This window comes from Candidatus Methanoperedens nitratireducens (assembly GCF_900196725.1).
Lineage (GTDB): Archaea > Halobacteriota > Methanosarcinia > Methanosarcinales > Methanoperedenaceae > Methanoperedens > Methanoperedens nitroreducens_A.
On the sequence record NZ_FZMP01000146.1, the window covers coordinates 1 to 15635 of the forward strand.

14 protein-coding genes, 1 tRNA gene and 1 pseudogene are annotated in these 15635 nt (G+C 39.2%); all 16 read left to right on the plus strand.

Annotated features, from left to right (window positions below; all coding sequences use genetic code 11):
* Positions 1–160 precede the first annotated feature (160 nt).
* The 16 genes and pseudogenes from MNV_RS09970 (at position 161) to MNV_RS10045 (ending at position 15511) form a co-directional block, all read left to right on the plus strand.
* Entirely contained in the window at positions 161–946 is a 786-nt protein-coding gene (locus tag MNV_RS09970) for a hypothetical protein (protein WP_096205695.1), read from the plus strand.
* Position 947: 1 nt separating this feature from the next.
* Complete coding sequence (locus tag MNV_RS09975; RefSeq protein WP_096205697.1) at positions 948–1628, plus strand: ABC transporter ATP-binding protein; 681 nt, start codon at positions 948–950, stop codon at positions 1626–1628.
* A 19-nt stretch (positions 1629–1647) separates the two neighbouring features.
* On the plus strand, positions 1648–2793 hold the full coding sequence (locus MNV_RS09980) for an ABC transporter permease (protein ID WP_096205698.1): 1146 nt from the start codon (positions 1648–1650) through the stop codon (positions 2791–2793).
* Between the two features lie 3 nt (positions 2794–2796).
* Positions 2797–3759 carry a DUF1616 domain-containing protein gene (locus MNV_RS09985; protein ID WP_096205700.1) on the plus strand — a complete coding sequence of 321 codons (963 nt, stop codon included), beginning with the start codon at positions 2797–2799 and terminating at the stop codon, positions 3757–3759.
* A gap of 5 nt (positions 3760–3764) precedes the next feature.
* Positions 3765–4520 carry a CPBP family intramembrane glutamic endopeptidase gene (locus MNV_RS09990; RefSeq protein ID WP_096205701.1) on the plus strand — a complete coding sequence of 252 codons (756 nt, stop codon included), beginning with the start codon at positions 3765–3767 and terminating at the stop codon, positions 4518–4520.
* Positions 4521–4548: 28 nt separating this feature from the next.
* Positions 4549–5751 carry an ABC transporter permease gene (locus tag MNV_RS09995; protein ID WP_096205703.1) on the plus strand — a complete coding sequence of 401 codons (1203 nt, stop codon included), beginning with the start codon at positions 4549–4551 and terminating at the stop codon, positions 5749–5751.
* A 236-nt stretch (positions 5752–5987) separates the two neighbouring features.
* A pseudogene (locus MNV_RS20720) lies at positions 5988–6397 on the plus strand (glycosyltransferase family 2 protein); the annotation flags it as partial.
* A 261-nt stretch (positions 6398–6658) separates the two neighbouring features.
* On the plus strand, positions 6659–7540 hold the full coding sequence (locus MNV_RS10005) for a glycosyltransferase family 2 protein (protein WP_096205737.1): 882 nt from the start codon (positions 6659–6661) through the stop codon (positions 7538–7540).
* 269 nt (positions 7541–7809) lie between these two features.
* On the plus strand, positions 7810–8637 hold the full coding sequence (locus MNV_RS10010) for a polysaccharide deacetylase family protein (protein WP_096205705.1): 828 nt from the start codon (positions 7810–7812) through the stop codon (positions 8635–8637).
* The gene (locus MNV_RS10015; protein ID WP_096205707.1) at positions 8634–9683 is read left to right on the plus strand and encodes a GNAT family N-acetyltransferase; all 1050 of its coding nucleotides are present in this window, start codon (positions 8634–8636) and stop codon (positions 9681–9683) included. The genes MNV_RS10010 and MNV_RS10015 overlap by 4 nt, the downstream gene beginning before the upstream one ends.
* Positions 9684–9713: 30 nt before the next feature.
* Positions 9714–10646: a DegT/DnrJ/EryC1/StrS family aminotransferase gene (locus MNV_RS10020; RefSeq protein WP_096205708.1), complete on the plus strand. Its 933-nt coding sequence runs from the start codon at positions 9714–9716 to the stop codon at positions 10644–10646.
* A gap of 228 nt (positions 10647–10874) precedes the next feature.
* A tRNA-Thr gene (locus tag MNV_RS10025) sits at positions 10875–10947 on the plus strand.
* Between the two features lie 17 nt (positions 10948–10964).
* The gene (locus MNV_RS21010; RefSeq protein ID WP_096205710.1) at positions 10965–11417 is read left to right on the plus strand and encodes an acyltransferase; all 453 of its coding nucleotides are present in this window, start codon (positions 10965–10967) and stop codon (positions 11415–11417) included.
* Between the two features lie 92 nt (positions 11418–11509).
* Positions 11510–12637 carry a glycosyltransferase family 4 protein gene (locus MNV_RS10035; RefSeq protein WP_096205712.1) on the plus strand — a complete coding sequence of 376 codons (1128 nt, stop codon included), beginning with the start codon at positions 11510–11512 and terminating at the stop codon, positions 12635–12637.
* A 58-nt stretch (positions 12638–12695) separates the two neighbouring features.
* Positions 12696–14552 carry a hypothetical protein gene (locus tag MNV_RS10040; protein ID WP_143311728.1) on the plus strand — a complete coding sequence of 619 codons (1857 nt, stop codon included), beginning with the start codon at positions 12696–12698 and terminating at the stop codon, positions 14550–14552.
* Between the two features lie 17 nt (positions 14553–14569).
* Positions 14570–15511: a glycosyltransferase family 4 protein gene (locus MNV_RS10045; protein WP_096205715.1), complete on the plus strand. Its 942-nt coding sequence runs from the start codon at positions 14570–14572 to the stop codon at positions 15509–15511.
* Positions 15512–15635: the final 124 nt, after the last annotated feature.

Here is a 15635-nt window from a genome sequence, read left to right on the forward strand (position 1 = left end):
TAAGGCCAAAACATTCGGGACTATACAGTTTTAATCTGATCATTGTCACACCGGAGCAAGACGACAGGCTTATGAGGTATGTGTAATAATGAGAGTTTAAAGTTAGACCCGGGAGGAGTTATTTGGATTGTCATTCTTTAACGGTGTGTCAGGTATAAAAATGAGAATTGTGGTTACTGCTCTCATTCTTCTTTCGAACCTTCAGCCCGCAGCAGCCACAACAATCTCGCTTGATAAGACTATTGATACTCTGGACAGGACGTTAGCGTACCAAGGTGAAATCTACGATATTCGTGATATTGGCGCCTATTCCCTGGGAGAAACGGTCAATATCACGGTTAATGCTACGGATGTAGAGAGCTTCCAGCTTTCGCTCCTGGATAAGAACAAGAATTTCCTGTGGAACCACATGGTTTATTATACGGATGGGATGGCTGAGGCGGTTATGCCAGGCGGCGCTGTTACGGTACCCGGTACATATGTCTTTGCAGTATTTTACCAGGGCGACATACTGGCGGTCAAACCCGTGGTTATCTCAAAGTACAATCTCTCGGTGATACCTTCCAGTACGATCGTCCCCGCCGGAGGAACGTTGCACGTAAAAGTCAGGGTTTCGCCGGATACCAGCCTGCCTGTCAGAGTAGTGCTTGTAAAGAACAGCAGCAGTCTTGAGTCGTCTGCTAACCGAACGCAGGATGGCATTTATGAGACCGATATAAATATCCCGGAAAGCGCATACAGCAGGTTTTCTTTGTATGCTGCCATCGCATCAGATAATATAATACTGGGATATCCAGAACTCATAGGGATATCAGGAGAAGGTACTATAAACGTGACCGAGCTTTCTCCGCAAGCTCCCACAGCAGCAGGCTACATCCTGCCGGCAGTCGCCTTTTTATTTCTGACCGGGGTCATTTTCTTGGTACTCAGAAAAATCAGGAGCTAAAATGCCTTTGATAAAAACAGTGGAACTATCTAAAACCTACAGGCTGGATGAAACATACATCCATGCTCTTACTGATATCAATCTTTCTATCGAGCAGGGGGAATTCGTCGCCATCACAGGCCCGAGCGGCTCAGGCAAGTCAACATTGCTGCACATCCTCGGCTGCATAGATAAACCAACCAGCGGTAAAATATTCATCAAAGACATGGAAACAAGCAGGATGAGCGGAAAGGCTATGACTGGGCTGCGCCTGCGGGAGCTGGGTTTCGTATTCCAGCATTTTTACCTTCTCCCGGCTCTCAGTGCCTATGAGAATATCGAACTGCCCATGAAAGAAGCCGGCATTCCAAGGGGGGAGCGAAAGAAGAGAATTATGGAATTACTTGACGAAGTCGGGTTAAGAGAAAGGGCAAGGCACATGCCCGGACAGTTAAGCGGCGGCGAGCAGCAGAGAGTGGCTATCGTCAGGGCACTTGCAAACGACCCTCCCCTTATACTTGCAGATGAGCCGACAGGCGAACTTGATAGCGCAAGCGGGAGACATACCCTGGAACTCCTTACGCGGATCAACCAGGAGTACGAGAAAACAATAATTGTGGTTACACATGATGATTCTATCGCAAAGAGCGCAATGAGGATAATTAGGCTCCAGGACGGGAGGGTGGTAAGCGACGTACGCTAAGATTGCAGTTGCGGGACTTTTGCGGAGGAAAGGACGTACGATTTTCACGGCATCAGCCGTTGCTGTCGCAGTCTCAATGGCAATACTGCTCGTTTCTATCGGTGTGGGCATGAAACAGGGAACTGCAGCAATGCATGAAGGGTCAGTGGATTACTGGATCATGCCAAAGGACTCAAGCGTTACCGACATAGTATCCAATTCCGAGAAAACGATGCTGGGGGATGTTCATCAAAGCATTGGGAAAATCCGCTCCAATCCCGATATCAAGGGCGCAACACCGGTGTTGAACCGGCTGATTTACGCATCCTCGCCGGGCAGCTCTTCAAAGCTCATCCTGGGAATGGGGATTATTCCGGCAGGTACAGATACGCTGCCTGTGTCCGCACAGGATCTTACCCCGGGTGATTATCATTTTACAAACGGTGCCAGGACAGGTGAGGCTGTGATTAATGAGAAGACGGCAAAGCTCCTGGGACTGAATGTCGGGGACACAATGCGTCTCGGGGCATCAGCCAGCAGCCTCAATAATTCTAATAATTCTTTCAGAGTAATGGGAATAATCTCGGAAACCGGATATTCTATCAGTCCTATCGCGGTGCTTCATCTCTCGGAGCTGCAGGAACTAACAGGTAATCTTAAAGGTGACAGGGCTAACTATATAATCGCACAGAGCAGCGGTTCTATGGATTATATCAGGGAACTTTTCCCTGATGCCCTTGTCCTGAGTAATGCCGAGTATTCGGTCTATAATGTCGCAAGCGACAAAAAGATGCTTGCGACCGCGATAGCTGTTTCGGCTGTCTCCGCACTCATCGCTGTACTGTTCATCAGCAGCACTATGGTGCTATCCGTAAACGAGAAAAAACAGGAACTTGCACTGATGAAGGCCATAGGCATATCCCAGCGCTCAATCGCGAAAATGGTGTTGTATGAGTCTGTTATACTCTCCCTGCTTGGCGGTATTATGGGAATCTTATTGAGCAGGCTCGGGCAGGAAGTACTGAACATATCGGCTTACCGTTTTTTCGGGGCGGGACAGGTTTCTGTAGTCAGTCCTGTGCTGCAATTAGGCGGCGTGGTAATTGCACTGGCTGCGGGCGTATTATCCGGACTGTTACCCGTGATTATGGCAAAACGCATAGAACTTTCAGGTATGCCGGGTTGATCTATGAAATTACACATCCCTGAAGAGCCGCCGCTGGATTTGAAGTTAATAGTAGTATATCTCCTCCTGACGGTGATATTCCTGACAATACCGCCGCTGGATGAGACCATAGTCAGGACCATTCTCGGCATACCCATGGTCCTGTTCGCTCCGGGTTATGTCCTGATAGCGGCGCTTTTCCCGGGCAGGGATGATATTGACGGCATTGAACGCGCTGCCCTGAGTTTCGGTCTGAGCATCGCAATAGTACCCCTGCTCGGACTGGGACTGAATTTCACTCCCTGGGGTATCCGCATAATGCCGATAACTGTCACCCTGATCCTATTCAGCCTGCTCTTATGGGTAATAGCCTATTTCAGGCGTCTCCAACTCCCGCAGGATAAAAGATTTGAAGTTCCTTTAAAAGCCGCGATTGCAGGTATAAGAGAAGGATTTTCAGGACAGGAGAACAGGACTGACAGGATATTGACGCTCATCCTTGTCCTTTCCATAGTGTTCTCCCTTATTACGCTGATATACGTAATAGTAACCCCGAAACAGGGCGAGAAGTTCACCGAGTTCTATATTCTCGGTGCCTCCGGAAAAGCTTCCGATTACCCAAGAGAAGTAAGCCTGGGCGTACCTGTAAACCTCATAGTCGGAATCGTGAACCATGAATACTCCGATATCAATTACACGCTGCAGGTACAGGTACAGAACAATACCTTCCTTGAGAAAAAGGTACAACTTGGCAATAACCAGACATGGGAAAATCCGGTAACTTTTGCAATAAACAGGACGGGCAGCAACCTTAAGCTTGAGTTCCTCCTGTTCAGGGAGGGCATGGAAGCGCCATACCGTGAGACCCATCTGTGGGTAAATTCGACTGAAATACCCGAGACAAACTTGTATGAAACCATCAAAGAATTCATTAAAAAATTCGTAAATTCGACCGCAAATCCCGGGACAAACCGGACAAAAGGATAGGAGATATGAAGTTAAAGCCCGCTGTCCTGCTGCCCGTGTCCGCCATAATCATAGCTGAGACCTTTTTATTTTTAAAGTATACCAGCTACGGTATAACCCTCCATATCATAACCCTTCTTGCCTTATCCCTCGCCGCCTCCCGCATCCGTGATATTGAAATCTCAAACCTGCTGCAAGTGCTTGCTCTACTTCCGCTCTTTCGCCTCCTCAATATTACCATGCCGATATTCTTTACAAGGACGCTCTATATCTTTCCACTTGTATATGGTCCTATATTCATCTCCATATACTATGTGGCAAAAAACCAGAAATTTTCAGGGCGGGAGATAGGCGTATCCTTTGAAAAACTGCATATATATTTCCCCGCCTCTGTTATCCTGGGCATGGTTCTTGGCAGGATGGAATATAGTACCATAACCGTGGAGAGCCTGATACCTGCACCCACATTTCAGAACGTTCTTGTTTTCATGGTGATAATGTTAATCTTCACAGGCTTGTCCGAAGAACTTCTCTTCAGAAGCATGGTACAGACCCGCCTTGAACAGGCTGCCGGGAGCATGGGAGGATTGATAATCGCAAGCCTGTTATTCGGGGCGATGCACTCCGGCTATGGGACGTTATACGAGATCATATTCACCACATCCGCCGGCTTCCTCATAGGTTATCTCTTCCAGAGGACAAGAAGCCTGGCATTCATTGCCCTTACCCATGGAATGATCAATATCTTTCTCTTCGGGTTCATACCGCTGGGATTAGTATGATAAGGATAGCTGGAACAAGGAGGAACACATGCTTGCAATAAGAAATCTGAAAAGAAATAAACTCAGGACATGTCTTGCTGTTATGGGCGTAGCTTTTGCAGTCCTCTCTATAATCCTCCTTGCTTCCATAGGCAACGGGCTTCTTACTACAGGCGGGAATATCCTGGACCAGAGCACCATTCACCTGTGGGTAACAGGAAGCGCTTCCGACATCCAGTCCCAGTATATGGGTACGGGGGAATCCAAGATAACAGATGCGCACAGGATGCTTGAAAGTCTCCGGAAAAACCGGGATATAGCCTGGGAAATGCCTCTGCTGACCGAGATGGTCTATGCCTATAAAGAGGATGCAGAGCCGAAGGCGGTCTTTGCGGTCGGAGTGGACGGGACAGGCGGTTCGATGGTGACAATTATTCAGGGCAGGGACCTTGGCACCGACACACATTACAATAAAGGAAGATATGATGGTAAATGGAAAAATGAGGTCCTGATAGACAGCAGGACAGCCAGTCTCCTCAATGTTAAAGTCGGGGACACTATCCATGTCGGTAAAACCCTCAGTGAGGCGAAAAACCAGAAATTCAATATTACCGGGCTAACTGATTCCCTTTCCATGTTCAGTTCAAATCCGATGGTCATCATGTACTTATCCGAACTGCAGGATATAACAGGGAACAAATATTACGATGGCGCAACAATGATCCTTATCCGGCTCAAAAACCCTGCAAGGGCAAATGATATCCAGAAAGATATACAGCAAAAATACCCCCAGTACACCGTCAGCACGAACCAGGGATACCTGAAAAAAGCCTTAAAACAGAACAGCCTCCCTTTAGCCAGCGCAGCTTCTATTGTTATCCTTGCTATCATAATGGGGGCAATGATGGCTGCAAATACCGTTCTCCTCAGCATCAATGAAAAAAAGAAGGAGATAGCAATCATGCAGGTAATAGGTTTAAGCAGGTGGTCGATATTTAAGAGTATCGGAATCGAGGGGCTGATCATAAGTCTCCTGGGAGGTGCTGCCGGGATACTTATCAGTATACCCCTTGTCGATATACTGAACGACCTGCTCTATGCCTACATGGGTATTGATAAGCTTGTGATTTTGCAGCCGGCTTATCTTTATATGGGGGTTATGATCACGATCGTTATAGGTCTGCTTACCGGTTTCCTGGCTGTTATGAGGATATTCGGTATGAACACTGCCGGATTGCTAAGAGGGCTGTAGAGGAAAAGCCGTTCAAGGGTTATCTAGCAAAAGGATGCCTTTATTTTAGCTCGAGCAAGCTGTTCATAATTATTATTATAATAACAAAGATTACTTAATGATTTCGAAAAGATTATATACCATAAGAACGTCGTGGTTGGATTGGTTGATAAGTGGTGGAAATGTATGCTAATAACAATGGGACGGTATCGGCTCTTAAAAATGTTGCATGCCAAAAATTGTAGGCAGGAGTTCATATGAGCGATGAGATTCTCGCTATCCTTCCTGCATACAATGAAGAGGTGTCCATAGGCAGCATAGTGCTGCATTCACGGCAGCATGTTGACCGCGTTATCGTTATCGACGATGGCAGCAGTGATCGTACGGCGGAGATGGCAAAGCTCGCAGGTGCCGAGGTTATCCGCCATCCTATCAACAGAGGCAAGGGTGCTGCGCTAAAACCGGTTTTAAAGAGGCTTCCAAGAACGGAACCAGGGTCATCGTGACCATGGACACTGATGGGCAGCACGATGCCGAAGAAATACCGAAGCTTATCGCGCCCATCCTTGAGGGAGAGGCTGATATGGTGAACGGGAGCCGGTATATGAACGGGAACGGGAAGAATACGCCTTTTTACCGCCGCATAGGACAAAACGTTCTTGATACTGCCACCAATCTTAACAGCGGACTTAGCATTACGGATACACAGAGCGGTTTCAGGGCATTTGCGGTGCATACTGTGCCTGTGTTCAAGTTCAGGTCAAACGGACTGGCTATAGAGAGCGAGATGCTTGCTGATGCTATGAAGGCTGGGCTTAGAGTGAAGGAAGTTGAGATAGGAGTAAAGTATGATGCGGGCTGTTCAACCGAGAATCCTGTAAGCTATGGAAAATGGATAAAGTATGGTAAGATTACAACAGTCGCTGCCATGCCCGCATTTAATGAGGAAAAATACATAGCAAAAACCATTGTCGGGTGCAGGAAATACGTGGATAAAGTAATAGTGGTTGACGACGGCAGCACAGACGCCACCGCTGAGATTGCTGAGGCGCTGGGCGCAATTGTCATAAAGCACCCGGAGAACAGAGGATACGGCGGGGCGTTGAAAACGATCTTCGAGAGTGCGAGAGAGATGAAAGCTGATGCGATGGTTATAATAGACTCCGACGGGCAGCATGATTCAGGAGAGATACCGAAATTATTGGAATCCCTAAACAATGGCGCTGATCTGGTGATAGGGTCAAGGTTTATTAACGGGAATGGAAAGAATGTCCCAGCATACAGGAAGATAGGTATGAAAGTGCTTGATAGCGCCACTAATTTTGCAGGCGGGATTCATTTTTCAGATACCCAGAGCGGATTTCGGGCATATGGGAAAAAAGCGATAGAGAAGATAAGGATAAATGATACTGATATGTCCGCCGGTTCTGAGATACTGATGCAGATCAAAGACCACGACCTCAAGTTCAAGGAGGTAGAGATACATTGCAATTACGATGTGGAGGATACATCAAGCCAGAATCCTGTGAGCCACGGAGTGAAGGTGCTGGTGCAAATATTGAGGGATGTCGAGCTTCGAAAGCCGCTTTATTATTTTACTGTGCCTGGAATAATTCTTATGGTTGTTGGATTAGTTATGGGGATTAATTTTATTGAGAATTGGAGATCTGGTGGAGAGTTACCATTAGGGCCGACATTGTTTATGATTATAGCGATACAAGTAGGGATGATTTCGATTTTTTGTGGGTTTATACTTCATTCAATTTCTAGACTGCTTGATAATTCAAAATTTAAATGGGATGTGACATGAGGAAAATGCTTGAAAGAGGAAATGAATGGAAAAATCGTTTCGAGTGGGATGAAAGTATCGTTATGAAAAGAGCTGGTTGACAAGAGGGTTAATGATAATGATGTGTTGCCCAATTGAAATTTTAACGCTGATTAAAGATCACGCCTCGTGTTCAAGGATGTAGAGATACATTGCAATTACGATGTGGAGGACATATAAAATTTGAATCTTTATTTTATTTCTTTAGGTATCGTTTTTTGCAGTAAGAATAGGAATGGGATTAAAAATAAATGAAAAATGCATTGAGCGTGGATTTAGAATGTTGGTACTCTCCTGAGTTATTAATTAAATATCTACCTGAAACCTTTAAATGTCAAGCTATTGAAGCAAATAATAAACTTTTAGAGTTATTAAATAAATACAATACCAAAGTTACTTTTTTTGTTCTGGGTAATATTGCTGAAAATAATCCAGATTATATTAAAATGTTACATGAGGAAGGTCATGAAATTTGTTCGCATTCATATACTCATGATACATTGCATAGATTAGGCAAAAATCAATTTGAAGAAGAACTAAAAAAATCTACCAATCTTATAAAATCCATTACACATGAGCAACCTTTAGGATTTCGAGCACCCACTTTTTCAGTAGATCAATCTACTTCTTGGGTTTTTGAACTTCTAAAAAAGTATGGCTATAAATATGATTCAAGCATATTTCCCTTCAAGACGGGGTTATATGGGGTTCCAAAAGCTCAACTTGCTCCGTATAAACCTAATGTAGAAGATATATCTAAACATGATCCGGAAGGGGATATTATCGAGTTTCCTATGACCGTAATTAGAATATGGAAGAATATCCCTATAGCTGGTGGTTTTTATTTAAGGGCCTTACCTTTATGGTTTTTAAATTCTGCAATAAGTCAAGTAAATAAAACAAGACCTGCCATAATTTATATTCATCCATGGGAAACATTTAAGGAAACGCCAAGACTTAAAGTACCTCCACATATAAAATTCCAAACATATTACGGGATAAATTCATCATTATCCAAGCTGGAAAGCTTGCTAAAGAATTTTAAATTTGCACCAATCAGGGAAGTATTAAATTTATGAGATATGAAATTTTTCCATTCAGTTCAAATGACGAAACAGATTGGGAAAAATTCGTTAATAATCATAAAGAAACCACTATTTTTCATACCATTGGATGGAAAAAAGTTATTGAACTGACTTTTGGTTTTAAACCTGAATATCTGGTTGTTAAGGATTCGGATAATAATTTAGTAGGAATTTCACCGGCTTTTAATATTAAGACATTTTTTGGAAGAGTTATTGTTTCTCAGCCCTTTTTTGAATACGGTGGTCCAATCGTAGATATAGAATTCGGTGAAGCATACGAGGATATATTAAACTTTTATAAAAACAAGTGTGATCGAGAGAGAATAGATTATGCAGAATTAAGGGTTCTTCCGAACAACGAGAATATTAATTTTGATAAATTCGGATACGTCAAGCAATTTAAGGCATATGATTTTTATATCGATATAAAGGGGAAAAACTATGAAAAAGATATATGGTTTGGTTTATACACCAAAAAATCAAGAGTGCGAAATTCTGTAAGAAACGCAATTGAAGATGGGGTCAGGGTTTCGGAAGAAAAAAATATTGATGTTTATTATGAATTATATTTAAAGACAATGGCTAAGTTGGGAACTCCTCCCATGCCAAAGTTTTTATTTGAAAATATTGCAAAATACACAAAAGCCCGTTTCACTTTTGCATATTTAAAAGATGTACCTATTGGTGGTATGATGAGTTTTCCGTTCAATAACAGGGATTTGATGGTTGGTCTTGTTTCAGATGAAAATTACCTGAATTATAGAGGGAATGATGTGCTTTACAACGAGCAAATTGAATATGCTACAAATAACAGATTTGATGTCGTTGATTTTGGAAGAACAAGACCAGATTCGGATTATGAACGGTATAAAAAGAAATGGGGTGCTACGAGAGTAGAAATGTTCAGTTATATTTATCCTCCCTCAGCAGGCGAACATGCAAATCCGTACAAGAATTATGATTTATTTTCACGATTTACTAAAAAAATGCCATGGATGTTGACTAAGATTGGCCCATATGTCGCAAAAAAATTTCCATGATTATTTCATAATATATTTTAAAAGGAGAAAATGATACCTTCGCACGCCCCGCCACATACAATTCATGAATTGCTCAAGGCAACATCTTCTCTATTTACTAATAAAAATGTAAAGGAGGAATTTGAGCAAAGAATAAAGGAATATCTTCAAACCGATAGGTACCTAACTACAAGTTCTGGCAGGAGATCCCTGTATATAGCATTAAAAAGTTTAAAGATCGGTAAGGGTGATGAAGTGATCCTGCCGGCATTCACGACTGATATCGTTCCTATGGTTGTAAGAGAAACCGGAGCCATGCCTATACCTGCAGATGCGCAACTGGAAGACTATAATATAGACCCGAATTCAGTTTTAGATCGTATCTCTGATAAAACAAAAGCTATTTTAACAGTTCATACCATTGGATGCCCCTCAGATTTGAAAGCATTGAAGGATATTTGCGATGACCATAATATTTTTCTGATCGAAGACGCAGCATCTGCATTTGGCGCAAAATATAATAATAAGCCAGTTGGAACATATGGCGATTTTGGTATAATAAGTTTTGGGATTGGCAAAAGTATCAGCATGGGGGACGGCGGTGGATTAATAGTTTTGGATGATGAATTGTTTAAACGAATAAAGGATACTACTTTAAAAGAATATAAAAATTCAGGAAAGGTATTTCTAAAGATATTCGGATCGATCATGCTCTCTAACCCACAATTATATGGTATCGTTGGCTGTAGAACAAAAGATATGATAGTCTCGCATCAATATGATAATTATACGGAAGAGATAATTGATGACCAGGATATTTCTCTGCTGTCATATGCCATAGGAATACAGGAAATGAAATCAGAGATTTTTGAAAGACGAAGAAAAATCGCATTGGGGTATACGGAAATTCTTAAAAAATTCGACGATGTTTATCCGCCTATGGAAAAAAAGATAGCTATGCGGTTTATTCGAGATATTTTGTAAGAGTTGAATCTGAAGATAAAAGGGATAAAATTTGTGAGAAAATTAGAGCATCGGGAATAGAGCCGTTAATTCCAGACCACGGTTATCCTATTTCAACAAGTTTATACCTTTCCAAGTTTCGGGATAAGATAACAAACGCGATGATGTTATCAAAAAATTTAATAGGCTTACCAGTTCATACATGGATTCCAGAAAATAAATTAAAGGTGATATTCGAATAAAAAATGTGCCTCGGTAGCTCAGTCGGCAGAGTGCTTATTCAGTAAGTAAGTGGTCGGTGGTTCGATTCCACCCTGGGGCTTTTATTAGAGGTTGAATATGAATGAAAAAATATCCCGAACAAAATATGGTGAAAAATATATATTAAGAGCGGTATTTAATAAAGTGTTATGTTTTATTGCCATGTTGCCTATCGGATCAAAAATCAAGATATTTCTATATTCATTAGCAGGTGTAAGAATCGGGAAAAATTGTTTTATAGCTTCATATGTATTGATTGACGATCAATATCCAGAACTTATAACCATAGAGGATAATGTAACGATAGCATATAGAGCCGCATTGATAACCCATGATGATTCCAGAAAGATTGTATCTGCTATAACATTAAAAAAGAAATCATGGATTGGATCATGTGCTATTATTTTACCGGGAGTTATAGTTGGGGAGAATGCAGTGGTTGGTGCAGGTGCCACCATAACTAAGGATGTACTCCCAAAAACGACGGTAATTAGTGCAATGGTAAGGGTTATTAATAAGGTGGATAAATAGGTTATTATGAAATCAGTTCAAAAATATTCCTTGAAAAATATCTTGATTTTAGTATTGTTGGATGAAAATTTTTGCACGAAAAGTGGGAATAATTGAAAATCTGCCAGATTGTTCCTTGGTTTCCATCCATGAATCCAACCACTTTAGAATCTCGACAAGGAGTTTTTTGGTACAGACAGGCCATTAAGCTTAGCGAAAAAGGAAACACATTCAAAATTATCTCGATAAAGTGGAGAGGCCAATCTAATTATGAGAAAATTAATAATAATGTTGAGGTTTATAGAATACCTTATATTTTCAATGCATTGAGATATCCCGTACCAAATTTTATAAAACTAACGAATAAGATAAAAGAAATTTGTAATATTTGGCAGCCAAATATAATTGTTTATACTCACATGGAATATTTAACCGCACTACCAAGCATTTATTTAACTAATAAGGTAAAATTACCTGTTATTGTTACAATTGATTCTCTTCCGGGTATAACATGGTTCTGTGGAAATAGAGTGGTTGATACTGTGGGTTATATATATTCAATGCTAGTTGGGAAAAGAATTTTTAAAGTTGCAAATGGTATACAGTTTTTAAGTTCTGAATTATATAATTATATGCCAAAGCTAGAAATAGATAAGAATAAAGTTTTTTTAATAACAACAGGAGTAGATACTGAACTCTTCAAATATAGAACGGGTAGTAATGCTTTAAAAAAAGAAATAGGAATTACAACTGATGATATTATTATTTTATTTGTTGGAAGACTCGATCTTGTCAAGGGTGTGAATTATCTCCTTCAGGCTGGAATGAAAATAATTTCAAATTATAAAAATGTTAAATTCATCATAGTAGGAGATGGCAATTTGAGAAAGAATTATGAAGAATTTTCAAAATCTTATTCGGATAAAATAATTTTTATGGGTTTCAGAGAAGACATATCGTCATTAATGAATGTCTCAGATATTTTCGTTCTTCCTTCATTATCTGAAGGCGCGCCTAATGTTATTATGGAGGCAAGTTCATCTGGTCTACCCGTGATTGTCAGTGAAGTCGGTGAGGTACCACAACTTGTTTCAAATGGAAAAAGCGGTATTTTAGTAAAACCAAAAGACGTAAATGGCTTGGTAATAGCATTGAAAAAATTAATTGACGATCCTTTATTTGCTAAAGAAATGGGTAAAATGGGGCGGAAAAAATGGAGGAGGAATATAGTTGGGAGGTAATTTGTAAGAAGTTAGAAAATGCTTATAAAAGTGTAATTGATGGATATAAAATGGAGATATGATGTTAGATCGACTACTGAAAACAGCTATCAAGATTCGATTTGAATATATTGCTTTTATATTATTTATTACCCTGTTTTTAATTTTCTATTATCTAAAATTTTTCAGTTATATTTTCTTAGTAGCGTCGGCAACGATTGGTGCTGTTATTTTTATTATATTTAACAAGAATATATCAGAAGAGCAAGAAAAGAAACAATTCTTTGATGTATCAGAGGATAAATCACGCCGGAGTATATTAATATTATCAACGTTATTTTTTATATTTTATGGATTAAGCTTTCTCACGCTCTTGCAGGGTTTCTATACCAAGACAATCTGGTATTATGTCTTTATTTCATTATGTGCTGGTTGTATCGCAGCAGAGATAAATTTTATTAGAACAAAAAACCAGGGTACGATAAATTTAATTAAATCATTTTTATTAGTTCTAAATATTACATTAAGTAATCAGATCGTATTTCCTTATGGAATCGGTTTGCCAGATTTAAATTATAGCCTGCGCTTAGTAAGTTCAATAATAAATAATGGATACGTCCCAAACATAGGTGGATACCAATTTTTTCCAAACTCCCATATCTTTGTGGCAACAAATATCCTGATAGCAGGTTCTAATTTGAAGATGACCTATCTGTATTTAGGAGGATTAATCCTTTCATTAGGTATGCTTTTTGTGTTTATAATCGGTAATAAGTTTGTAAATTTAAAATTTGGTCTTTTTGCGGCGTTAATTTATTCATCTCTTGATTATTTGATTATGTACGGTTCCCATCCTGTACATATGACATATATTTACTTTGTTTCTATTGTGCTATTTACAGTGGTGTTATACAGGTATGAGAGAAATGACCCGAGATTTGCGGCTCTTTATCCCGTGATGATCTTTTCGATGGTATTCATGCATCATTACTCTCCAATGATTATTCTTATTGTATTATCATCGATGGTTTTTGTAGAGCTTATTCAAAGTGTTAAAGATAGCGATCATGATTTCAAATTTCCTTTATTGATACAACTATTTGCGGTAATACTCTTTTCACAATGGATGTTTTATTCAAATATGATGAACAGTTTCATTAGCATTATTAAAGCGTATAGTGAAGCATTTGCAGAAGGATCTAAAAGCGTCATTGCAGCAACCGCTTATGATAAACTGCCAATTACAGCCCTTTTCTCAAATACTTTTGGATCAAGTATTTTAATCTTATTATCGACGATAGGATTTCTATATTTTTTTAAGGAGAAATCTTTCTTTAAAAAGGCTATCATGATATCCACAGTTACCTTAGCTATTTTACTCGGTATTGGCGTAGTTCTCAAGCAGGGCTTTTTATTGCCAGATAGAATGTATCCTTTTCTTCAACTTTTCGGGTTAGTATTTCTAGCAAGCGGCGGGATTTTACGGATTCAAGATTCAATTAATGTGAGATCAAGATATTTAGGGCAGATATTAATTATATTAATCATGATAAGTCTAACCTTTTTTTCTGCATCTTCAACGATTGCTGGATTTGAGACGAGTTTATTTGTGGATAAAAATACAGCATATTCAAAATTATATGAATCTCCTCATGAAACATATTTTAATCAATGGAGCGAATCCTACGTGCAGAACAAAACTACACTTATAACAACTAAATTCATAACAAAGAGTGATGGAATAGATCTTCAAAATATGAATGAAAAATCATTAATTATTTTCGATAAATTTTATTTAGATACTGGTTTTGCTATTGGAACTGGAGGACATATCGGACAATATAATTTCATCAGACTCAAAGAGGATAATTTTCATGTGTTAGAAAATTATGTTAAAAATTATGATAATGGAATGATTAAGTTATTCTATACGTAATATATAAAAGGATAATTATGAAGGTAAATATCTTAAGTCCTCTATCTTTTGGAGGCCCTTATAATTGGGCGAAAAATCTTGCATTAATGTTAAATAAAGAAGAAATAGATTCAAACCATCTATATAAATTAGAGGATATAATTCAAGCCCCATTGTATCAAAATGCGAATCTAATTCACACAGCAATTCCTCTGACTTATAAACTCTGGAGAAAACCTGTTGTTTTAACTCTTCATGGTGAATATTCAATAGAGAAGAATATATGGAGATATTTTTACCCACTAGCAATAAAAAAGGCAGATGTTGTCACTACACCAAGTCATTTTTTAAAAGAAAGGTTAAACTTAGATAATGCAGTTGTCATCCCCAATGCAATTTTTCCAAACCAATTTAAACAGGTTAAACATGAGGAAAGTGATGTTATAAATTTGGTCACTGTTACTAATTTTGGCTTTAAAGATAAAGCTGAAAGCGTTTTAAATCTAATAGAAATATATGGGCAAATTAAAAAAAACATCGATAAAAAGATTAGTTGTACATTAGTTGGCGGGGGGGCTTATTTAGAAAAAATAAAAGAAAAGGCAAGAAAATATGATAATGACATTAGATTTACTGGATTCTTAAATGATCCAAGAGAGGTTTTGGAGGAAAGTGATATTTTTATTTATTATTCTAGTCATGACAATTTTCCAATAGCAATCTTGGAAGCTATGGCTTCAGGATTACCTGTAATAACGAATAATGTTGGAGCGGTTCATGAGATGATTGAGAATAAGAAGGATGGATATGTTGCAGAGACTTATAGTAATTACCAAGGGTATCTATTGAATTTAGTGAATGATCCCAAATTAAGAGATAAAATAGGAAACAATGCTAGAAAAAGTGTTGAAAACAAATTTGATTGGAATGCATTAATTTATAAATATATTAAAATTTATAAAAATCTGTATTTTGAATAACCATCAAAATCTATATATAACATCTACAAAATATGACCACAAAGCTCATAGTTTCCCGTTCATTATTATTGTTAAACTTGTTATTGATCAGAGAATTAAGGTTTGAAGTGCAGACATTCGTAAG